Origin of the sequence: Streptomyces sp. NPDC079020 (assembly GCF_044542225.1) — a bacterium.
In the GTDB taxonomy this organism is placed as follows: domain Bacteria; phylum Actinomycetota; class Actinomycetes; order Streptomycetales; family Streptomycetaceae; genus Streptomyces.
Genome location: NZ_JBITUB010000007.1, coordinates 105,308 through 124,906, shown reverse-complemented (window position 1 = coordinate 124,906; position 19,599 = coordinate 105,308). Strand labels below are relative to the sequence as shown.

19 protein-coding genes and 1 riboswitch are annotated in these 19,599 nt (G+C 71.4%); of the genes, 11 read left to right on the top strand and 8 right to left on the bottom strand.

What is annotated here, in order from left to right; all coding sequences use genetic code 11:
- The first annotated feature begins 63 nt into the window (after positions 1–63).
- The 3 genes from ACIGJO_RS16665 to ACIGJO_RS16655 all read left to right on the top strand — a co-directional run bounded on the left by ACIGJO_RS16665 (position 64) and on the right by ACIGJO_RS16655 (position 2,427).
- On the top strand, positions 64–1,461 hold the full coding sequence (locus ACIGJO_RS16665) for an aspartate aminotransferase family protein (protein ID WP_399958435.1): 1,398 nt from the start codon (positions 64–66) through the stop codon (positions 1,459–1,461).
- A gap of 106 nt (positions 1,462–1,567) precedes the next feature.
- The gene (locus tag ACIGJO_RS16660) at positions 1,568–2,176 is read left to right on the top strand and encodes a helix-turn-helix domain-containing protein (RefSeq protein ID WP_399958432.1); all 609 of its coding nucleotides are present in this window, start codon (positions 1,568–1,570) and stop codon (positions 2,174–2,176) included.
- A gap of 74 nt (positions 2,177–2,250) precedes the next feature.
- A complete protein-coding gene (locus tag ACIGJO_RS16655) occupies positions 2,251–2,427 on the top strand; it encodes a DUF6126 family protein (protein ID WP_266925869.1) in 177 nt (58 codons plus the stop codon).
- A 20-nt stretch (positions 2,428–2,447) separates the two neighbouring features.
- Here ACIGJO_RS16655 and ACIGJO_RS16650 read toward each other — a convergent pair whose 3' ends face one another.
- Positions 2,448–3,260, bottom strand: coding sequence for a tyrosine-protein phosphatase (locus ACIGJO_RS16650; protein WP_399958427.1), 813 nt, complete (start codon positions 3,258–3,260; stop codon positions 2,448–2,450).
- Between the two features lie 190 nt (positions 3,261–3,450).
- Between ACIGJO_RS16650 and ACIGJO_RS16645 the strand changes: the two genes are divergently transcribed.
- The 3 genes from ACIGJO_RS16645 to ACIGJO_RS16635 all read left to right on the top strand — a co-directional run bounded on the left by ACIGJO_RS16645 (position 3,451) and on the right by ACIGJO_RS16635 (position 7,972).
- Complete coding sequence (locus ACIGJO_RS16645) at positions 3,451–5,550, top strand: alpha-galactosidase (RefSeq protein WP_399958992.1); 2,100 nt, start codon at positions 3,451–3,453, stop codon at positions 5,548–5,550.
- Between the two features lie 292 nt (positions 5,551–5,842).
- A riboswitch (cyclic di-AMP (ydaO/yuaA leader) is annotated at positions 5,843–6,000 on the top strand.
- Positions 6,001–6,005: 5 nt separating this feature from the next.
- The gene (locus ACIGJO_RS16640) at positions 6,006–6,980 is read left to right on the top strand and encodes a peptidoglycan DD-metalloendopeptidase family protein (RefSeq protein ID WP_399958424.1); all 975 of its coding nucleotides are present in this window, start codon (positions 6,006–6,008) and stop codon (positions 6,978–6,980) included.
- A 164-nt stretch (positions 6,981–7,144) separates the two neighbouring features.
- The gene (locus tag ACIGJO_RS16635) at positions 7,145–7,972 is read left to right on the top strand and encodes an SGNH/GDSL hydrolase family protein (protein WP_399958422.1); all 828 of its coding nucleotides are present in this window, start codon (positions 7,145–7,147) and stop codon (positions 7,970–7,972) included.
- A 32-nt stretch (positions 7,973–8,004) separates the two neighbouring features.
- Here the strand turns inward: ACIGJO_RS16635 and ACIGJO_RS16630 are convergent, their stop codons facing one another.
- The 6 genes from ACIGJO_RS16630 to ACIGJO_RS16605 all read right to left on the bottom strand — a co-directional run bounded on the left by ACIGJO_RS16630 (position 8,005) and on the right by ACIGJO_RS16605 (position 14,222).
- Positions 8,005–8,934, bottom strand: a complete 930-nt coding sequence (locus ACIGJO_RS16630) for an STM4011 family radical SAM protein (RefSeq protein ID WP_399958419.1) — start codon at positions 8,932–8,934, stop codon at positions 8,005–8,007.
- An 8-nt stretch (positions 8,935–8,942) separates the two neighbouring features.
- Positions 8,943–10,307 carry an STM4012 family radical SAM protein gene (locus ACIGJO_RS16625; RefSeq protein WP_399958416.1) on the bottom strand — a complete coding sequence of 455 codons (1,365 nt, stop codon included), beginning with the start codon at positions 10,305–10,307 and terminating at the stop codon, positions 8,943–8,945.
- Entirely contained in the window at positions 10,307–11,116 is an 810-nt protein-coding gene (locus ACIGJO_RS16620) for an STM4013/SEN3800 family hydrolase (protein ID WP_399958990.1), read from the bottom strand. The genes ACIGJO_RS16625 and ACIGJO_RS16620 overlap by 1 nt, the downstream gene beginning before the upstream one ends.
- A 67-nt stretch (positions 11,117–11,183) precedes the next feature.
- A complete protein-coding gene (locus tag ACIGJO_RS16615) occupies positions 11,184–12,329 on the bottom strand; it encodes an STM4014 family protein (protein ID WP_399958414.1) in 1,146 nt (381 codons plus the stop codon).
- Entirely contained in the window at positions 12,310–13,257 is a 948-nt protein-coding gene (locus ACIGJO_RS16610) for an STM4015 family protein (protein WP_399958411.1), read from the bottom strand. Before ACIGJO_RS16610 ends, ACIGJO_RS16615 begins: the two co-directional genes overlap by 20 nt.
- Before the next feature lie 5 nt (positions 13,258–13,262).
- Positions 13,263–14,222: an STM4015 family protein gene (locus ACIGJO_RS16605; RefSeq protein ID WP_399958408.1), complete on the bottom strand. Its 960-nt coding sequence runs from the start codon at positions 14,220–14,222 to the stop codon at positions 13,263–13,265.
- Between the two features lie 169 nt (positions 14,223–14,391).
- Here ACIGJO_RS16605 and ACIGJO_RS16600 point away from each other — a divergent pair, with 169 nt between their 5' ends.
- The 3 genes from ACIGJO_RS16600 (at position 14,392) to ACIGJO_RS16590 (ending at position 17,051) form a co-directional block, all read left to right on the top strand.
- The gene (locus tag ACIGJO_RS16600) at positions 14,392–14,643 is read left to right on the top strand and encodes a hypothetical protein (RefSeq protein ID WP_399958407.1); all 252 of its coding nucleotides are present in this window, start codon (positions 14,392–14,394) and stop codon (positions 14,641–14,643) included.
- A gap of 913 nt (positions 14,644–15,556) precedes the next feature.
- Entirely contained in the window at positions 15,557–15,883 is a 327-nt protein-coding gene (locus ACIGJO_RS16595) for a hypothetical protein (protein ID WP_399958404.1), read from the top strand.
- Positions 15,884–16,049: 166 nt separating this feature from the next.
- A complete protein-coding gene (locus tag ACIGJO_RS16590) occupies positions 16,050–17,051 on the top strand; it encodes a DUF6745 domain-containing protein (RefSeq protein ID WP_399958401.1) in 1,002 nt (333 codons plus the stop codon).
- Between the two features lie 43 nt (positions 17,052–17,094).
- On the opposite strand, the gene ACIGJO_RS16585 is transcribed toward ACIGJO_RS16590, so the two are convergent.
- Entirely contained in the window at positions 17,095–17,706 is a 612-nt protein-coding gene (locus tag ACIGJO_RS16585; RefSeq protein WP_399958398.1) for a TetR/AcrR family transcriptional regulator, read from the bottom strand.
- Positions 17,707–18,065: 359 nt separating this feature from the next.
- Here ACIGJO_RS16585 and ACIGJO_RS16580 point away from each other — a divergent pair, with 359 nt between their 5' ends.
- A complete protein-coding gene (locus tag ACIGJO_RS16580) occupies positions 18,066–18,692 on the top strand; it encodes an RNA polymerase sigma factor (RefSeq protein ID WP_399958395.1) in 627 nt (208 codons plus the stop codon).
- Positions 18,689–19,486 (top strand): hypothetical protein, encoded by a 798-nt coding sequence (locus ACIGJO_RS16575; RefSeq protein WP_399958393.1) that lies wholly within the window; start codon positions 18,689–18,691, stop codon positions 19,484–19,486. The genes ACIGJO_RS16580 and ACIGJO_RS16575 overlap by 4 nt, the downstream gene beginning before the upstream one ends.
- The last annotated feature ends 113 nt before the right edge of the window (positions 19,487–19,599 follow it).

Here is a 19,599-nt window from a genome sequence, read left to right as displayed (position 1 = left end):
GGCCGTACATTCCGCGCGGCGGACAGCGGCCCGGCAGCACCTGCCGAAGGAGAGGAACGGGCAATGAAGGACGGCGGACCCCAGGGCTTCGACCTGACGCGGCTCCTCGCGGAACGCGGCGCCGAACGCTACGAGCTCCATGCGCGGCATCTCAACCACCAGCTTCCGCGCATGCTGCACACCATCGGCTTCGACAAGGTCTACGAGCGGGCCGAGGGCGCGTACTTCTGGGACTCCGAGGGCAACGACTACCTCGACATGCTCGCCGGATTCGGAGTCATGGGCCTGGGCCGGCACCATCCCGTCGTCCGCAAGGCGCTGCACGACGTGCTGGACGCCTCGCTGGCCGACCTCACCCGCTTCGACTGTCAGCCGCTGCCGGGCCTCCTCGCCGAGAAGCTGCTCACCCACAGCCCGCACCTGGACCGCGTCTTCTTCGGAAACAGCGGTACGGAGGCGATCGAGACGGCGCTGAAGTTCGCCCGCTACGCCACCGGCAGGCCCAGGGTGCTCTACTGCACCCACGCCTTCCACGGGCTCACCACCGGTTCGCTCTCGGTCAACGGCGAGAGCGGCTTCCGGGACGGCTTCGCCCCGCTGCTTCCCGACACCGCGATCGAGCTCGGCGACCTCGATGCCCTGCGGCGCGAGCTGAGGCGCGGCGATGTGGCGGCCCTGATCGTGGAGCCCGTCCAGGGCAAGGGGGTGCACGCCGCGCCGCCGGGCTTTCTGCGGGCCGCACAGGAACTGCTGCACCAGCACAAGGCGCTCCTCATCGCCGACGAGGTGCAGACCGGGCTCGGCAGGACCGGCGACTTCTACGCGTACCAGCACGAGGAAGGCGTCGAACCCGATCTCATCTGTGTCGCCAAGGCGCTCTCCGGCGGCTATGTGCCGGTCGGGGCGACCCTCGGCAAGGACTGGATCTTCAAGCGTGTCTACTCGTCGATGGACCGCGTCCTCGTGCACTCGGCGAGCTTCGGCTCCAACGCCCAGGCGATGGCGGCGGGACTCGCCGTACTCGCGGTGATGGAGGAAGAGGAGACGGTCGCGAACGCCCGGCGCACCGGTGACCTGCTGCGGGAGCGGCTGGCCGCCCTCGTCGACCGCTACGAGCTGCTGCACGAGGTGCGCGGGCGCGGGCTGATGATCGGTATCGAGTTCGGCCGCCCGTCCTCGCTGAAGCTCCGCAGCCGCTGGACCGTGCTCCAGGCGGCCCGCAAGGGGCTCTTCGCGCAGATGGTGGTGGTGCCGCTGCTGCGCAAGCACCGCATCCTCACCCAGGTCTCCGGCGACCATCTGGAAGTGATCAAGCTGATTCCGCCGCTGGTCATCGGGGAGCCGGAGGTGGAGCGCTTCGTGACCGCGTTCACCGACGTCATGGACGAGGCGCACAGCGGCGGGGGACTGATGTGGGACTTCGGGCGGACCCTGGTGAAGCAGGCCGTCGCCAACCGCTGACCGACCACTGAGCGGGTGCTGAACGGGCGGGAGCCGGGCTTCGGGGATGCTTTGCCTCGGAGGTAAGAAATTTGCCTCCGAGGAAAGATCCTGGCCCAATGGAGTCATGAATCCTCCTGACGGAGGGGTGGCCGACGAGCTCCCCGGCGTCGCACCCCGCCTGCGCGAACTGCGCCACGGCCGCGGTCTCACCCTGGAGACCGCCGCCCAGCGGGCAGGGCTTTCACCGGCCCATCTGTCCCGGCTCGAAACCGGCCGCAGACAGCCCTCGCTGCCCATGCTGCTCGGGCTCGCCCGTATCTACGGTACGACGGTTTCCGAGCTGCTCGGCGAGACACCCCCCGAACGTGACGCGATCGTCCGCGGCGGCCGCTTCGAGGGCGCCGAGGCCGACGGCTGGATGTACCAGCAGGCGGGCGGTTCCGGCCGGGCCATGCAGGCCCTGCGCGTCAGGGTCCCGTACGGCGCGCAGGGCGATCTCGTACGGGTCCACCCCGGTGAGGAATGGCTGTACGTCCTCGACGGAACGCTGCGGGTGATCCTGGGGGAGACGGTGCACGATCTCGCCCCCGGCGACAGCGCGCACTTCGATTCGCTCACCCCGCACCGGATCGCGGCCGTCGACCGCGGCGGCGCGGAGCTGCTCTTCGTCCACTCGCTGATGCAGAGCCCCGCCGCCGAACTGTGTCTCGGCAGCGGGATCCACCGGCGCTGACCGGGCCCCGCCCGGTCACCGTCCCCGCTGAACCCTTCGCTTCACCGGCCGTGCGGCCGGCAGAGAGGACTGTCATGTCCGATTCCGAGAACTACGACCCCCTGACCCCGCAGCGGCCCAAGAACTACGACCCGCAGGAACGGAAGATGCCGCGCGGGGTCGTGATCCGGCTCTTCGCCTACCTGGTGGCCGGACACGTCATCGCCGGCTTCCTGTACCTGCTGTTCGCCGTGGCGGGCGGCAACAAGTAACCGCCCCTGCCGGACAGGCCCTACGCCTCGTCCAGCAGCCGCCCGCGCAGCCGCTCCCGTGTCTCCGGGGCAAGGCCCAGCCCCTCGGTGAGGTAGCGGTCCGTGCTTCCCCAGACCTCCTCGATGGTGCCGAAGGCCGCGGCGAGGTACTCGGCGTGCGCGCCGAAGAGCGGGTTCAGCAGTTCGAGGACCTCCGGGGACATTCCGGTCTCCGAGGTGTCCGAGCGTCGCACCCGGTAGCGGCGGTGCGCGTCGTTGGACTTGAGGTAATCGGCCTCGATGGCATCCCGCTCCACGCCCACGGCGAGCAGCGACACGGCTATGGAGAGGCCGGCCCGGTCCTTGCCCGCGGCGCAGTGCATCAGGGCGGGGACGCTGTCCTCGGCCAGGGCGTGCAGTACCCGGCTGTGCTCGGCGGTGCGGTCCCGGATGATCGACCGGTACGAGGTGATCATCCGGTCCATGCCCTTGCTGCCCGAGAGGATCGAGCGCAGCTGGGCGATGTCGCCGTCCCGGACCAGCCGCCAGAACTCGGCGCCGTCGGCCGGGTCGGACAGCGGAATGCTGACATTGCGCACCCCCGCCAGCTCCACGTCGTGACCGTCGAGCCTCCGGTCGGCGTCGTTGCGGAAGTCGAAGACCGTGTGCAGGCCGAGCCTGCCGAGGACCGCCGTGTCCTGCTCCGTGGCGTGCGCCAGGTGGCCGCTGCGGTAGAGCCGCCCGAACGCCACGCGGCGTCCGTCCGTGGTGGGGAGCCCACCCACATCGCGGAAATTACGCACTCCGGTCAGCTCGGATTCTGTCGGCGGGACCTGCGGCACCTGCTGAGTCACGGCGGCTCCTGGGGTGTCTGACGTCGGCGCTGCTCGCCGACGAGGGCACGCTCGTGACGATACGACATCGATTCCTCAGGCAATCATCTCGGACGAGGCACACGGCTCGCCATGCGTACACGCACGGGCATTGCCCCGCACCGTCACCGTGGTCGATGATGTGCGGAACTGTTCGAACGTGAGGGAAATGATGATCGAGACTGGTGACACGGGCCGTACCTGGGTGCTCAGTGGCGCGACCGGCAGCTATGCGCTCCACCTCACCGACCGCGATGAGCTGCTGCATCTGCACTGGGGGCCGCGCCTCACGCCGGCCGCGGCCGAGGCGCTGGCCGCCGAGCCCCTCCCGACCTGCTCCGGCTTCGATTCCCCGCTCGACGGCCACGAGGAGTACCCGGTCGAGGGCGGTCCCCGGTTCGTCCGCCCGGCGCTCTCCGTACGGACCGACGAGGTCAGGGGGACCCAGTGGGTGTTCGGGGGCGCCGGGACGGACGGTGACGAACTCCGGCTGAGCTTCACGGACGCCGCGCACCGCCTCGCGCTGACCCTCCACTACCGGATGCGTGACGACTCCGATGTGATCGAGCGCTGGACCACCGTCACCCACGCCGGCCCGGACGGCCCGCCCCTGGAACTGCTGCGCGCCGACGCGGCGACCTGGACGCTGCCGGCCCGGGAGAACTGGCGGCTGAGCCAGCTGCACGGCAGCTGGGCGGCGGAGTCCCGGCTGGTGCGGTCGGAACTCACGTACGGCGAGAAGATCCTCTCCAGCCGCCGCGGGCACACCGGGCACCAGCATCTGCCATGGGTGGCGCTGGACGCCGGCGGAGCCGCGACCGAGGAGCACGGGGAGGTGTACGGCTGCGCTCTGGGCTGGTCCGGTTCCTGGCGGATCGCCGTGCATCAGCTGCCCGACGGTCTCGTGCAGATCAACGGGGGCGCGGGCTACGACGAGTCCGGCCTGCTGCGGCTCGCGCCGGGTGAGTCGTACACCACACCCGTCTTCGCCGGCCTGTGGAGCCCGGACGGCTTCGGCGGGGCGAGCCGGGCCTGGCACGCCTGGCAGCTGGCCCATGTGATCCCGGACGCCAGCACGCCGCGGCCGGTGCTCTACAACTCCTGGGAGGCGACCGGCTTCGACATCTCCATGGAACAGCAGCGTGCGCTGGCCGTGCGCGCGGCGGAGATGGGCGTCGAGCTGTTCGTGGTGGACGACGCCTGGTTCGGGCGGCGCACCAGCGACCGGGCCGGGCTCGGTGACTGGACGCCCAACCCCGACCGGTTCCCCGGCGGGCTGCGGCCGCTCGCCGACGAGGTGCGCGGGCTCGGCATGCGGTTCGGGATCTGGGTCGAGCCGGAGATGGTCAACCCCGACAGCGATCTCTACCGGGCCCACCCGGACTGGGTGCAGCACTTCCCCGGCCGTACGCGGACCGAGTTCCGCAACCAGCTGGTGCTCAACCTGGCCAGGCCGGACGTACAGGAATACCTGTGGGAGCAGCTTGACGCGCTGCTCTCCAGCGCTCCGATCGACTATGTGAAGTGGGACTTCAACCGCTGCTTCACCGAGGCCGGCTGGCCGGGCGAGGAGTACCCGCAGAAGCTCTGGACCGCCCATGTGGAAGCGCTGTACGCGCTGCTCGACCGGCTGCGCGCCGCGCACCCGGGCGTGGCCTTCGAGTCCTGCTCGGGCGGCGGGGGCCGGGTCGATCTGGGCGTGCTCTCCCGCACCGATCAGGTGTGGACCTCGGACAACACCGACCCGCTGGACCGGCTCGCCATTCAGGAGGGCTTCGGGCAGATTCATCCGGCGCGGGTGATGGCGGCCTGGGTCACCGACAGCCCGAACGTCCAGCTGAACAACCGGGTGAGTTCGCTGCGGTTCCGCTTCGTCAGCGCGATGGCCGGGGTGCTCGGGGTCGGCGGCGACCTCACCGAGTGGAGCCCTGAGGAGCTGGCCGAGGCGCGGGACTGGGTGTCCCTCTACAAGGAGATCCGCCCGGTGGTGCAGCACGGGGCCCTGCACCGGCTCGCGGCGCCGCGCGGCGGGCTGAGCGCGGTGAGCTACGTGCTGGGCGAGGAGGTCGTGGTGCTGATGTGGCTTGAGGCACAGCGGTTCGGCCAGCGGCCGCCGGCCCTGCGGCTGCGCGGCCTGGACGCCTCGGCGACGTATGTCTGCCAGGACACCGGAGCGGAGTACCAGGGTTCGGTGCTGCTGCATCGCGGGCTGCACACCGGGCTGAGCGGCGACCTGGACGCCCGGGTGCTGAGGTTGCGTCAGAAGCGATGACCATGACATGTCCGTAATGGGGCGTTTAATAGAACGTGCCCTATTTATGGGAGAGATGATGGCCCGCTGGTGAGCGGGATCATATCCGTGACGGTGTGTGGTGGCGGCGCCCGGGAGCGATCCGGGCGCCGCGCGGAATGCCAAGATCCGTAATCCACGGAGTGTGACGGGAATTCCGGACCGAAATTGAATCGGGGATTCCGGCAGGCAACCGATGGCTTGTTCCTGTCGTCCTGACTCGTTTACGGTCACCGTCAATCCGGACGGATCGCCTAATCCTGCCGCCGCCCGGAATTCACACCCACCCACACTCGTGTGGCAGGAGCGGGGGACCCAGGTAAGCCGCCGGCCCGGAGAGATCCGGACCGGCTCGGGGTGAAGTCGCCGAGAGCGACCGGGCATCTCCAGCCCGAACCCGACAGCTCACCTCGTAGGCGCCGGAGAGGAATTCCCCCATGCCCGCAACGGGTAAGCACCGTCGTACGAAGACCGGCCCGATCGTCCGCGGTGTCCTCGCCGCAGGGACCGGCGGCGCCGTCCTCGCCCTCCCGCTGATCGGTGCCACCGGAGCGCACGCCGCGGAGAAGGCCGCGCCCACCGCCGCCTCGGTCGCCGCCGCGCACACCGCCCCGGGTGCCGCGGCCACCGCCCACGGCGCCTCGAAGTCCTACTCCGTGGTCTCCGGCGACTACCTCTCGAAGATCGCCGCGGAGCACAAGCTCAAGGGCGGCTGGCAGAAGCTGTACCAGGACAACCGCGAGGTCGTCGGCGAGAACCCGAGCCTGATCTTCCCCGGCATGAAGCTGACCCTCGGCGCCGAGGCGTCCGGTTCCGCCGATGCCGCGCAGTCCGCGCCGGCCCCGTCGAAGGCGGAGCCGAAGAAGGCCGCCCCCGCCGCCCCGGCGGCCCCGAAGGTGCAGTCGGCCCCGAAGGCCGCCTCCTCCGCGGGCTCCTCGGCCCCGTCCTCCGAGGCCGGAAAGTCCACCACCTCCACGAGCACCAGCGCCTCCCAGAGCAACAGCTCCGGCTGGACGACCCCGGTGGCCAACGCCAACGTCACCACCCAGTACCGCGCCTCCGGCGCCAGCTGGTCCAGCGGCTACCACACCGGCTCGGACTTCCAGGCCGCGTCGGGCACCGTCGTCCGCGCCATCGGTCCGGGCACCGTGGTCTCGGCCGGCTGGAGCGGCTCGTACGGCAACGAGGTCGTCATCAAGCACGCCGACGGCATGTACTCCCAGTACGCGCACCAGTCCTCGCTCAGCGTCTCCGTGGGCCAGACCGTCACCGGCGGCCAGCAGATCGGCCTCTCCGGCTCCACCGGCAACTCGACCGGCCCGCACCTCCACTTCGAGGTCCGCACCGGCCCGAGCTACGGCTCGGACGTCGACCCGGTCGCGTACCTGCGCCAGCACGGCGTCTCCATCTGATGGAGCGGTGACGGCCGGACATGAACAGGGGCGGTGCGCGTCGGCGCACCGCCCCTGTCCTTATTCCGGCTTTACCAAAAACTGACCGGGTGGTCTATCTCACCACCCGTCAACCCCGTATTACGGTCGCGTAGGTCACATTCGACGGTGCAGGATATGCGCTTGTGGCAGACGATTCGAGAAACAATCAACCAGAGATCATCGGGTCGTACGCGGCGATTGGCGACAGCTTCACCGAAGGAGTCGGAGACCCCGGCCCCGACGGGGCCTTTGTCGGCTGGGCGGACCGGTTCGCGGTCCTGCTGGCGGACCGGCTCCCGGTCCCCGACACCGCGACGAGCCCGGAGGATCCCGCGCACGGGAATTTCCGGTACGCCAATCTCGCCGTACGCGGACGCCTCCTCGACCAGATAGTCGAGGAGCAGGTCCCCCGCGCCAAGGAGCTGGCCCCCGAGCTGGTCAGCTTCTGTGCGGGCGGCAACGACATCATCAGGCCGGGCACCGACCCCGACGATCTGGCCGAGCGCTTCGAGCGCGCGGTCGCCGATCTGAGCAACGCGGTCGGCACCGTCATGATCACCACCGGGTTCGACACCCGCGGTGTGCCGGTGCTGCGGCACATGCGCGGCAAGATCGCGACGTACAACGTCCATCTGCGGTCCATCGCCGACCGCTACCACTGCCCCGTCCTGGACCTGTGGTCGCTCCGCTCGGTGCAGGACCGGCGCGCCTGGGACGACGACCGGCTGCACCTGTCCCCCGAGGGCCACACCCGCGTCGCGCTGCGCGCGGCACAGGTGCTCGGTGTGGACGTGCCCGCCGATCCGGATCAGGCCTGGCCGCCGCAGGCACAGCGCGGCACCTTCGAGGAACGGCGCGACGACATCCACTGGGCGCGCGAATACCTGGTCCCGTGGATCGGGCGGCGGCTGCGCGGCGAGTCCTCCGGCGACCATGCCGAGGCCAAGCGCCCCGACCTGCTTCCCCTCTGACCCGACCTGCTTCCCCTCTGGGGGGACCGCCCTCACGGCGCCTCGCGCAGGACCGTCAGGGGCAGGGCACGCCGGGCCGGGCTCGGTACCACGAGCCCGGCCGGCGGCGTGGCCGGACGGCCCGGAGCCGGTATCCGCTCCAGCACCCCGCCCGCGAACACGTCGTACAGCGGCAGCGTCTCCAGATGCACATAGCCGATGTGGCAGTCGCACACATCGAGCGGGCAGCCCTGCGGACCGAGCGCCCGGCGGTAGCTGCCGTCGTAGAGATTGCCCAGCTCCGCGCGGACGAAGTGACACCGCCGCACGGTGCCGTCACCGTCCACGGAGATGACCGACTCACCCGTGCGGCAGGGCAGCCCGGCCGACCGGTGCGGATGCCTGCTGTACGGGAACAGCGGGTCCAGCGCCGTCCAGCGGTCCGCCTCCTCGTCCGTGTAGGTGTGCCCCTCGGCGGCGTTGACCCAGAGATAGACCTCCTCGGGCAGCGCCGCCCGCAGCCGCCGCGCCTCGTCGAGATGGGCGTCGAAACCGACCACGCCCACGCTGTAGCGCACCCCGCGAGCGGTGAGCTCCCGGCACTTGCCGAGGAAACGCTCGTACGGCGTCTGACCCGGGTGGTACGTGCACCACAGCGCGACCCGGTCCGTGTCGGCCCCGGCCAGCCAGTCCGTGCGGCCGCTCAGATTGGTCTGGATGGCCACCCGGCCGATGTGCGGCAGCCGCGACAGATCGGCCAGCGCCCGCCGGTACCAGGACCTCACCAGACCCTCGCCCCACGGTGTGAACAGCACGGACAGCCGGTCTCCGGTCTGCGCCGCGGCCCACGCGGTGAACCGCTCCAGCGCCGCCCGGTCCGCCGTCAGCTGTTCCCGGCTGTCGCGCCGCTTGGCGAACGGGCAGTACGGACAGTCGTAGTCGCAGGAGGACAGCGGGCCCCGGTAGAGGATCGTCAGGTCCATGGCGGCAGTCACTTCCGTTCGTACGCGGCCATCGCGGCCCGTACCGCAGGGGAGAACAGCTCGGGGCCCAGCGCGTCGGAGTGGGCCAGCCCCTCGGGGGAGAGCCGCAGCAGATCGCCGCCGGCGCTCCCGTCCAGCCAGCCGCGCGCCGCGAAGCGGTCCAGCTCGGCCGGGAAGTCCTCGCGCGGATCCGTGCCGAACCGCTGCCGGTACTCCTCGGTCCGCAGGCCCACGGCCTGGAGCAGCGACTGGAGGAGATGACGCCTGCGCGCCTCGTCGGCGTCCACATACCGGCCCACCTCGGCCCGGGAGAAGTCCTCGGTCGCGGTGAACCCGTCGATGATGCCGCGGATCTCCCGCATCTCCACCGCGTAGTCGAAGGAGTAGTGCAGCGAAGCGGTGTACGAGCGGGCACCGCAGCCCAGACCGATCATGCCGTCGGTCTGGCAGGCGTAGTCGTCCCGGCCCTCCGCCGGGGCGTCGGCACGGCGGAACATCCGCATCGACACCTGCTCGTAGCCATGGGCGAGGAGATGGTCGCGGCCGGTCCGGTAGAGCCGCAGCCGCTGTTCGTCCCAGGCGTTCGCGGCATGCTCCTCGGCCGCCGGGTCCACCGCCGCCCCGAGACGGCCGAGGCCGGTCAGCGGGCGTACGTAGAGCGGGTAGAGGTAGAGCTCCTCGGGGCGCCAGGCCAGCGCGGCGTCCAGGGAGGTGCGCCAGCTCCGCTCGGTCTGCCCGTCGATGCCGTAGATCAGGTCGATGTTGAGGACCGGTATCCGGGCGTCACGGATCCGGCCGAGGGCCGCCTCCACATCGGCGCGGTGCTGCGGGCGGACCGCCGCGCGGGCCTCGGCGTCGACGAAGCTCTGCACACCGATGCTGATCCTGGTCGTGCCGCGGTCGGCGAGCACGGCCAGCCGGTCCGCCGTGGCGGTCGAGGGCGAGGTCTCCACGGACAGCGGCACCGCGCGAAGGTCGGCGCCCATCCGCTTCTCCGCGATGTCGCAGAGCCGCTCCAGCTCGCCGGCGGTCAGGAAGGTCGGCGTACCGCCGCCGAACGCGGCGGCGGCGAACCGCACCGGCTCCTGATCGCCCAGCGCGTCGCGGACGGCCGTCGCCTGCCGGTCCAGCGCGTCGAGATAGCGCGTGGTCAGCTCGTCGGGAGCGCCGATCCGGGTGAACAGATTGCAGAAGCCGCAGCGGACCTCGCAGAACGGTATGTGGAGATAGAGGGAGAGCGCGTCCTTGGGCTCCGCCGCCCACAGCTCACGCAGCGCGGGGCGGCCGGTGAGCGGCCGGTAGGCCGTCTTGTGCGGATAGGCGTAGACGTAGCTCTCGTACGGCCTGACGGCGGGCAGGGTCGGGCTGGTCATCATGCGTCCCCGGGCTCAAGGAAGAAGTGGGCGTACGGCACGGTCCAGACGGCTTCGTGGCCGAGCCGGTGGCCGGTGAAACCGTCGTCCCCGTAGGCCGTGCCATGGTCGGAGCAGACGATCGCGAAGCAGCGGCGGCGGCTGCTCGCGGCGGCGAAGAGCCGGCCGATGTGCCGGTCGACGTACTCCAGGGCGGCGGCGTGCGTGGCACGGGAGTCGCCCGCCTCGTGGGTGGCGCCGGGCCGGTGGAACCAGTTGGGCTGGTGCAGCGCCGACACATTGACGAACAGGAAGAGCCGCCGCTCCGGCGGGAGTCCGGCCACGACCTCCTCGGCCCGGGTCACCTGCTCCTCGAAGGAGGTGGGCGAGGCGACGCCGAACCCGGGCTCCCAGTGGCTCTCCTGGAACATGCCGGGCAGCACCGATCCGAGCGGCCCCTGCCGGTTGAAGAAGCCGACGCCGCCGATGCACACCGTGCGGTAGCCCTCGTCGGCCAGGGCGGACACCAGGTCGGGGGTGTCGAAGACGAAGGTGCCGTCCGCCGTCGTCTCGCTGCCCGCGAACCGCGCCGCGAACAGCCGCGGATGCGGCCCCGGGGAAGCGGGGGTCGGCAGGAACCCGGCGAAGATCGCCTGGTGCGAGGCGTAGGTGAAACTCCCCGGTGCGTGCCGCTTCTCCCAGACACCACCGGGCAGATGCCGGGCCAGATGCGGAATGCGTCCGGCGGCGGCCAGCTCCACGGCGACGTCGTAGCGCAGGGTGTCGAGAGTGACGAGCAGCAGATCGTGATGTCCGACGATCCCGCTCATGTCGGGTTCCCCGGTGTCCGAGGCACCGGCGTCCGGGGTGTGGCCGTCAGGGGTGCGGTGGGTGTGGTCAGGGGGCAGCGATGGCACGGTGGTTCCTTGCTCTGTCCAGTACGGCGGCGACCTGCGCCGCATAGGTGTCCAGTCCTTCGGCGCCGCTGCCCGGCAGTCCGGTCAGACCGGGCAGCAGATCTCCGAAGGCGTTGACCTCGCCGACGGCGAACCGCCGCCAGCCGGTGGCGGGCAGCAGATCGACGCCCACGCACAGCGTCCGGGGGAAGCAGGCGGCGGCCCGCTCACACATCGCGAGCGCGTCCTGCCAGCTGCCGCCCGCCGCCGCGACGGCGGCCCGGACCTCGTCCAGATCGCCCCGGACGCCGCCGAGATGCAGATTCGTCATCGGGGAACGGCTGGTCCGCACGACGGCGTGTGTCGCGCGGCCGGCGACGACCACGACCCGCAGATCCGCGGCCCGCCCCCGCTGGTAGGCCTTGGGCAGCCAGCGCTCGACATGGAGTCCGTCCGGGGCGAGCGCGTCGATGATCGCGGCCACCTCGTGCTCCGTCTCGTACTGCCGCACCCGGAGCGAATTGAACAGCCGCCCCTCCGCGTCCCGTTCCACCGAGGTGCTCGCCCGGACCCGGGCGGGACCGGCCGTCTCCACGGCCAGCACCCCCGAGGCGGACGAGCCGTGGGCGAGCTTCACGAACACCCGGGGCATGCCGCGCGCCGCCATCAGCTCGCGCACATCCTCCCAGCCCCGTACGACAGGTGCGCCGGGACCGGACGTCGGCGACGCCGGCACGGGGACACCGGCGCCGTCCAGCACGGCATGACACAGCCGCTTGTCGAACAGCGCCGCGATGTCCCCGGGATCGCCGAGCAGGGTGGCGCCCGCCGCCGAAGCGGCCCGCGCCACCTCCCGCACGGCCTCGGTGAACGTGGCGTACCAGCGTGAAGTCCCTTCCACGCGCGAGGGATCGCCCACCCCGCGCAGCAGCCGCTCCACTTCGGCGTCCTCACCGGGCGAGTCCATCCGTACGGTCTCGCCCGGCCGGAACGTCACCTCACCGGTCAGCACCTGGAGCCAGGACACGACGCGGACGTCGGGCAGTCCGGCGGCGCGCACGGCTTCCCGGAAGAAGGCGACGCGCCGGTTGTCCGGATTGCCGACGACCGCGAAACGCGGCGCGTGGCTACTCGCTGACCGCGACATACCGTTCCTCTTCGTCCTCATCCATGTCCGCCGCGTCGCCGCTGACCGCGGCGGGTGCGCAGGCCGCGCGGATGTGGTCGAACACCTCGTCGCTCAGGTAGTGGTGATCCAGGTCGAGCGCGGACAGATGGGTCAGCGGCTGCCCGGCCAGGAGCGCCGCACCGCCGATGTCACTGAGGGTGCCCATGGAGAGCGACAGCGACGTCAGCTGGGCCACGACGGGCGCCGAGGCGATGGCCGCCGCGATCTCGTCCTGGATCTCGCTGTTCTGCAGCCCCAGATGGCGAAGCCGCGGGAACGTGCCGCCCGACAGCAGCGGGCCCAGGTCCTCGACCGTCGCGTCGCCCCCGTACCAGGTGGACCCGAACCAGATCTCCAGCCGCTCCAGAGCCGGGAACTCCGAGGAGGTGACCGCCCGCACGACATGGCCGGGCAGCCCACCGGACTCGAAGCACAGGGACCTCAGGCTCTCGTGGCGCACCGGGGAAAGCCGCAGACCCCCCGCCCCGGTGGTCTCCCCGCAACCGCGCACCAGCAGCTCCTCCAGAAGCGGAAACGCGGTGAGCACCGGGGTGATGTCCGACATCATCAGCCAGGAGATCTCGCACTGCTCGCTCTCCACATCCGCGAGGAACAGGGCCCGCAGCGTGGGGAAGCGGTCCGCGTGTCCGGCGATCAGCTCCACCACGGGTTCGATGCCCGTGTAATTCCCCTGCCACCATGGGCCGATCATCAGTGCGCGTACCTGCTCGGTGTCGACCGTGTCCAGGAAGTGCTGCCACAGGGCGGGAAACGTCAGAGATCCCTGCCAGCCGCAGTCCAGCCGCCAGGCGACCGCGTGCGCGGGCGGCAGCTTTGAGGGGTCTCCCTCGCCCGGCTCCGGAAGAGTGTGGACACGCAGGTCGAAGAAGAGCTCGTCATCGGTCATCGTGGTCACTCCGACACGGCGGTGTAACGGCCCTCGGGGCCACCGTCGCCCCAGGGCTTGCTGCGCTCGGAGAGGTCGACCCGGACCCCGTGGGGCACCAGCGAGTCGGTGATCCGGCGCTCCATCGCCTCGGAGAGGAAGTGGTGGTGCAGGTCGAGCACTTCGAGGTGGGTGAGCGGCTGGCCCTCCAGGAGCGCCGCGGCGCCCTCGTCGCCGAGCGTGCCGTTCGACAGGTCGAGCGTGCGCAGCCGGGCGACGACCGGGGCCGAGGCGACGGCCGCCGCGATCTCGTTCTCCACCTCGCTGTTGCGCAGGCCCAGATGGTGCAGCCGGGGGAAGCGGGTGCCGGACAGCAACGGCGCCAGGTCCGCCACGTCGGCATCGCCGCCGTACGCCGAGACCCCGAGCCACAGATCGAGCTTCTCCAGCGCGGGCAGCTCGCTGTCCAGCACACCCCGGACCACCTGCACGGGCAGACCGCCCGCCTCGATGGTGAGCGAGCGCAGCCGCTCGTGCCTGGTCGCCGGGAACTCGAGATCGGTGCCGCCGCGCACCCCGAACTCCACCAGCGAAGGGAACGCGGTGAGCAGTCCGGTGACGTCCGACTGCTCGATCCAGGAGATCTCCGCCTCCTCCAGCACCAGGTCCCCGACGAAGATCCCCTCCAGCGCGGTCAGCCGGTCGGCCGCGGCGATGACAAGGCCGATCGGCACGGAGGACGTCTCCTCGTACGCCTCGCCCCACTGGCCGATGATCAGAGCACGCACCCCGGCCGGATCGACGGCGTCCAGGAAGGCCGCGAACTCCTGCTCCCAGGTCTGGTCGGCGTCCTCGTCGCCGAACGGATCGACGCTGATCCGCCATGCGGCGGCGTCGGCGGCCGGACGGGGTGTTTCGGAGGCGTCACGCTGGAAGTCGACGGCCGGAAGGCCGCACAGCTCGCTGAGATGGTCCACACCGGACATGGCCCTGAGCTCCTGATGCTGGGAACGGGTTGTTGTGCGCAAGGTCTATCAAGCCCCACTGACAACGCGGTGACCGGGACCCGTCCGGGGTGCCGCCGCCGGTCGATCGATGCTCCTATTGATCGTCGAGCGTGGGGAGGCGCTCGCAGGCGCAAGCTACCTTCGCTCCATGTCACTTACTCCCGACAGCGAGGTCCGCAGCCGCGACGAGCTGGTCGCCTTCGTCCGAGAACTGCACCAGGACTACCTCCGCCGGGGGCACGAATGGGAGAACCAGAGCCTCGATCACTTCCTTGAGGCCCTCGCGGCGTGGATGGACGACTCGCCGGGCTGGTATCGAAACTTCGGGAAGCAGCTCCCCGAGGAAGGGGACTGGACCTTCCTGGCCAGAGCCCTTCAAGCGGCCACCGTCTATGAGTGAATCCGCTTCTGGAGCGGTCAGGTCGCAGCGAGGCAGTCTCGGTAGGCGCCGGCGAGGTCGTCGTCGCGGTGTGTGCCGCGTTCGATGCAGGAGATCGCTGCCGGCCGGACGCCGAAGTGCTCGGCGACGGTGGTGAGGGTGATGTTCCTGGCCAGGCGTGCGGGCCTGAGGCCGGAGACGTCCGGGACGGTGACCGGTGTGGTGAGGTAGCGGAAGATCTCCCGGGCGCTCGCCCGCTTGAGCAGGCGGATGATCTCCTGATACCCGGCCGGGCAGTTCGGCGCGGGCGGCTGCGTAGGCGTCGATGGGATCGGACTTGCCGATCCGGCGCCGCTCGGCCTTGTCGGGCCGGTTGACCTCGATCACGGTCGGGCTCGCCCGGCGGGCGGCTCGGGTGAACCCGAGGCCGCAGGGGGAGGTCCCCTCGACGCCGACGGCGGTCACCGTGCCATGGGGGTTCAGGAACGTGATCGCCACGGCGCATCCGGCTGCCGTGGTCGGGAACTCGGCGTCGGCGACGTGGCCGTCCCGGTCGGTGATGACAGCAACGTGAATCGTGTCCGTGTGGGAGTCCACTCCGCCGAACACCGCATCCGTTCCGTGGCGGGCGTGATCGTCACTGTCATCCTGTCAGCTGCCTTCCTGGCTGGCGGTGACACCGGCCGGGTGGGTCGGACAGGACATTGAGGGGGCCTCTGGCCAAGCTCCTATCAGGTCATGCTCCACCTGGCCGGAGCCACGGAGAACGGGTTCCGGCAGCCGGACAGAACAGTCGCGGGACAGCCCAGCAGGACGTCAGTCAGACCCTGAGCCACGGCCACCGGAACCCGCTACGAGTATCGATGTCAGACCCTGCCCGTAGCGTTTTCCTCGTGTTCGGCACAGCGGGTGCCGCGACCGAGGGGAGACGTCTGTGTACCGGCAGGGCGATGTACTGATCATGGCGGTGGAGGAGTCGGCGGTGCCCGCCCCCTTCCTCCAGGCGCCGGGTGAACTGCGCGACGGGCGGGGGCGCCTGGTGCTCGCCCTGGGCGAGGTCACCGGGCACGCGCACGCCGTGCAGGGGCCCGGCCGGCTGATCCGGGAGGCCGGTCCGTTCGGCCCGATGCTCCTCCATCTCCCCGAGGGCGGCCGGGTGGTGCACGAGGAGCACGCGGTGATCCCGCTGCCGAAGGGCTGGTTCCGCGTCGTGCGCCAGCGGGAGTACGCGCCGGGGGCGATCCGCATCGTCGCGGACTGATCCCGCCGGACCGGCAGCCGCCGGCACACCGCGGGCGAACGGCCGAGCACCGGGAACCGGGCTCCGCGGACCGGGGTCCGGACACCGGGCTCCGTTGCCGGGAACGCGAAATCCGCGATTCCACGGACGAGATACGAGATACGAGAAACAGGGGACGGGACAACCGATGCAGCACGTGAACTCTTGGCGGACCGTGGCGGCGGCGACGGGCAGGGCGGACCGGGCCGCGGCGGAGGAGGGGGTGCGTCTCGCCTACCGGGGCGCGGGCCTCACCGAGCCGGGACGGATCATCTGGGCCGACTCGCCGCGCGCGGCGGTCGGCGTGGTCGAGAAGCTGACCGACGCCGGCCGTTCGGTCCGCGACGACATCCGCACCCGGCCCTGGGCCGAGGAACGCCGCCGGATGTACGACGAGTTGGGCCCCGCGGGCTGGTCCGCGCTCTGGTCCGCCACCGGGGCCCAGCTCTGGGAGACCACGGCGGCCCTCGCCGAACGGATACGGACGGGTGTCGTCGCGGACCTCGCCGAACGGCCGGAGGACGAGTCCGATGTCCGGCTGCTGCTGCTCGACGCCGTCCTCGGACAGCACGACGCCGCCTGGCTCGCCGCCTTCGACGGGCGCGGCGACCGGTTGACCGGCCTCGCGCAGGTCGCCCGCAACGCCGGCTGGTGGTGGCCGTACGAGAACGCCGTGGTGATCAGCGAGCGACCCGAGGCGCTGCACCGGGACGAGGCGGGACGGCTCGACCACGGGGACGGCCCGGCGCTCAGCTACGCGGACGGCTTCGCGCTGTACGCATGGCGGGGAATGCCGGTACCCGCCGAATTCCTGGCGGAGCTTTCGGCCCTGACCCCGGAGCGGATACGCGCCGAGGAGAACGCGGAACTGCGCCGCGTGATGCTGGAGTACTACGGCTACGACCGCTACCTCACCGAATCCCGCGCCGAACCGGTCCACCGCGACGAGACGGGCATCCTCTGGCGGATCGCGCTGGACGGGGACGAGGACGTGGTGATGGTCGAAGTGGTCAACTCCACTCCCGAACCGGACGGCACGCACCGCACCTACTGGCTGCGGGTACCGCCGTCGACGCGGACAGCGAAGGACGGGGTCGCGTGGACCTTCGGAATCGACGGGGCGGCCTACGCGCCGGTGCGCCAGACCTGATCCGGGCCGCCCGGTCGGTGGAGGGAAGGACGGGAGAGAGGCGTCAGGCCGTCAGGGCCTCGTGATCGATGCCCAGTTCGTGGGCGAGCGCCTCATCGGTCCACCGCAGCATCGTGGTCCGGGAGAGCGGACCCGCGTACGACGTCATCTGCACGGCCAGGCCGTCGAGCAGGGCGGTCAGACGCCAGGCCGCCGACACCGGGTCGTCGCAGTGGAACTCACCGGCGGCGGCGCCTTCTTCGATGACCGCGGACAGCTCGGCCTTCCACCGCTGGTCGAGCTCGCCCGCCACCTCGCGCAGCGCCGGCTCACGCAGGGAGGCCGCCCAGCCCTCGATCCACAGGCGCCAGCCCTTGGCCTGGCCGGTCGGCGCGTACCAGCGGACGGCCGCGCGCAGTCGCCGCACCGCGCTGGTGCGGCGGGCCAGCAGCTTGCGCAGATGGGCGAGGTCGGCCTCGGCGGCGTACGCGAAGGCGGCGGCGACCAGTTTCTCCTTGGTCGAGAAGTGGTAGAGCACCAGCGCGTTGCTCACTCCCAGCACGGAAGCCACATCGGCGATCCGTACGGAGGAGACCCCGCGCACCTGGATCTGTTCGACCGCGGCGCGCAGCAATTCCTCACGCCGCTCCGCCACGCCCAACCGCACTCTCGCCACGCGGCCACCCTAACCAATGCGCGGGCCGTGTCCCGAAAGAGAGTGCCGGCTCATCACCGGTCTCCGGAAGCCTCCAGCTCCTGCGGGAGCGCGGCATCACGCCTCCGGTGCCGGCACCCGCGCGGCGGATGCGGCGAGGCGGCGAAGGCCGGGGTTCCACGCTTCCGCCGTGGGACACAGGGGCGCCGGGACGCCCCTGTCGTAGGCCTGATCTGTGAAAACACCAGGTCCTCGCTGTGACGTTTCTGCGGACCGCCACGCAGAGGTAGGCGAGGGACGTCGGCCCCGGGGCGGGCGGACGGGGGGAACTGTGTCGCGTCGGCAGCCGCCGACGAGACGATCGGTACGAAGAGGAACGTGTGGCCAAGGTCGAGGAACAGCGCCGCGGGCAGGTGTCCGACACCGAGCTCGGGGCGGCCGTCGAGCGGGCCCAGCAGGGGGACGAGGCGGCGTTCGGCGCGGCCTACAGGCTCACCCATCCCGGTCTGCTCGGCTATCTGCGGGGACTGGTGGGCGATGATGCCGAGGACGTGGCCTCCGACGCCTGGCTGGAGATCGCCCGCGACCTCTGGCGGTTCCGGGGGGACGGCGCGGGGTTTCGCGGCTGGACCGCGACGATCGCGCGGCACCAGGCGCTGGATCATCTGCGCAAACAGAAACGGCGTCCCAGAACCGCCCTGTTGGAGCAGGACATGCTCGAACTGCCGGGCGGCCACGACACCGCCGCGTCCGCCCTGGAGACCCTCTCCACACAGGAGGCGCTCAAACTCATCGCCACCCTGCCGAGGGAGCAGGCGGAGGCTGTCCTGCTGCGCGTCGTCGTCGGACTCGACGGTCCCGCGACGGCGCGCGTGCTCGGCAAGCGGGTCGGTGCCGTCCGCACGTCCGCGCACCGGGGACTGAAGAGACTCGGCGAGCAGTTGACCGGTAACAGAGTGGCGGGTGCGACGCGCGGGCGGCGGAGCGGTCGGGGGGACGAGGCATGACACAGGAACCGCGGCACGGGTCCGGGGCATCGGTGCCACCCGGGCCGGACGAGGCAGGGGCCGCCGCGCGGAGCGCCGGGGCGGCCGGGCGGGACGCGGAACAGCGGGCACTCGCCGCCTTCCGGGAGGCACGCGGCCAGTGGCCGGACAGAAAGGTGCCGCCGTGGCGCAGACGTGGGCGCGACGACTGGCGGCCCGTGGACCGGCGGCCCGTGGACCGGCGACGCGGTGGACTTCCGGTGCGCGCGGCGATCGGCGGCTTCGCCGTCGCGGTGACGCTCGGCGGGGCCGCGCTGGCCGCCGGTTCGGGTGCGCTGCCGATGCCGTTCGGCGACGGGGGACCCGGCGGACGGGCCCCCGCCCGGCCCGCACACAGCGCGTCGGCCCCCGCGTCCGCCGATCCGCAGTTCCCTCGCCCCAGTACGCCCCCGCCCCGCACCGGCGGCACGGGGCCGGAGCCGACCGGATCGACGGACTCCGGACGCCGCGCCGGTGGACCGGCGCGGACACCGGGCGACACGGCGCTCTGCCAGGTGTACGTGCGCTCGCGCGACAACGGAAGGGCCGGAGACCCGACCGCCCTGGAGAGTCTGGAGCAAGCCGCCGGAGGCGCGTCGCAGGTGGCGGGCTACTGCGAGGCGCTGCTCCGCCGGGCACCCGACGGCAAGGAGGAGAAGAAGGCCACCGGCAGCGGTGCGCGGGCGGGAGGGAACCGCGATCCCGGGCCGGGAGCCGGGCGTGGGCCGGCGCCGAAAGCCTCGGGCGCCGCTCGTGCCAGACCCGCCGATCGCTGAAGCGGGACGGTAGGGACGAGCGGGTGAGACGTGTCAGGCGGGCCGGGCGGTCAGGCGGGTCGGACAGGTCGGGCGGTCAGGCGCGTGTCGGACGGGTCGGGCGGGATGCCTCA

Bases quoted from the DNA above. Each gene is read 5' to 3' on its own strand.
- ACIGJO_RS16625 (WP_399958416.1), bottom strand. From the start codon at position 10,307: ATGACCAGCCCGACCCTGCCCGCCGTCAGGCCGTACGAGAGCTACGTC.
- ACIGJO_RS16615 (WP_399958414.1), bottom strand. From the start codon at position 12,329: ATGTCGCGGTCAGCGAGTAGCCACGCGCCGCGTTTCGCGGTCGTCGGC.
- ACIGJO_RS16610 (WP_399958411.1), bottom strand. From the start codon at position 13,257: ATGACCGATGACGAGCTCTTCTTCGACCTGCGTGTCCACACTCTTCCG.
- ACIGJO_RS16590 (WP_399958401.1), top strand. From the start codon at position 16,050: ATGCAGCACGTGAACTCTTGGCGGACCGTGGCGGCGGCGACGGGCAGG.
- ACIGJO_RS16620 (WP_399958990.1), bottom strand. From the start codon at position 11,116: ATGAGCGGGATCGTCGGACATCACGATCTGCTGCTCGTCACTCTCGAC.
- ACIGJO_RS16665 (WP_399958435.1), top strand. From the start codon at position 64: ATGAAGGACGGCGGACCCCAGGGCTTCGACCTGACGCGGCTCCTCGCG.
- ACIGJO_RS16655 (WP_266925869.1), top strand. From the start codon at position 2,251: ATGTCCGATTCCGAGAACTACGACCCCCTGACCCCGCAGCGGCCCAAG.
- ACIGJO_RS16660 (WP_399958432.1), top strand. From the start codon at position 1,568: ATGAATCCTCCTGACGGAGGGGTGGCCGACGAGCTCCCCGGCGTCGCA.
- ACIGJO_RS16575 (WP_399958393.1), top strand. From the start codon at position 18,689: ATGACACAGGAACCGCGGCACGGGTCCGGGGCATCGGTGCCACCCGGG.
- ACIGJO_RS16630 (WP_399958419.1), bottom strand. From the start codon at position 8,934: ATGGACCTGACGATCCTCTACCGGGGCCCGCTGTCCTCCTGCGACTAC.
- ACIGJO_RS16645 (WP_399958992.1), top strand. From the start codon at position 3,451: ATGATCGAGACTGGTGACACGGGCCGTACCTGGGTGCTCAGTGGCGCG.
- ACIGJO_RS16600 (WP_399958407.1), top strand. From the start codon at position 14,392: ATGTCACTTACTCCCGACAGCGAGGTCCGCAGCCGCGACGAGCTGGTC.
- ACIGJO_RS16605 (WP_399958408.1), bottom strand. From the start codon at position 14,222: ATGTCCGGTGTGGACCATCTCAGCGAGCTGTGCGGCCTTCCGGCCGTC.
- ACIGJO_RS16640 (WP_399958424.1), top strand. From the start codon at position 6,006: ATGCCCGCAACGGGTAAGCACCGTCGTACGAAGACCGGCCCGATCGTC.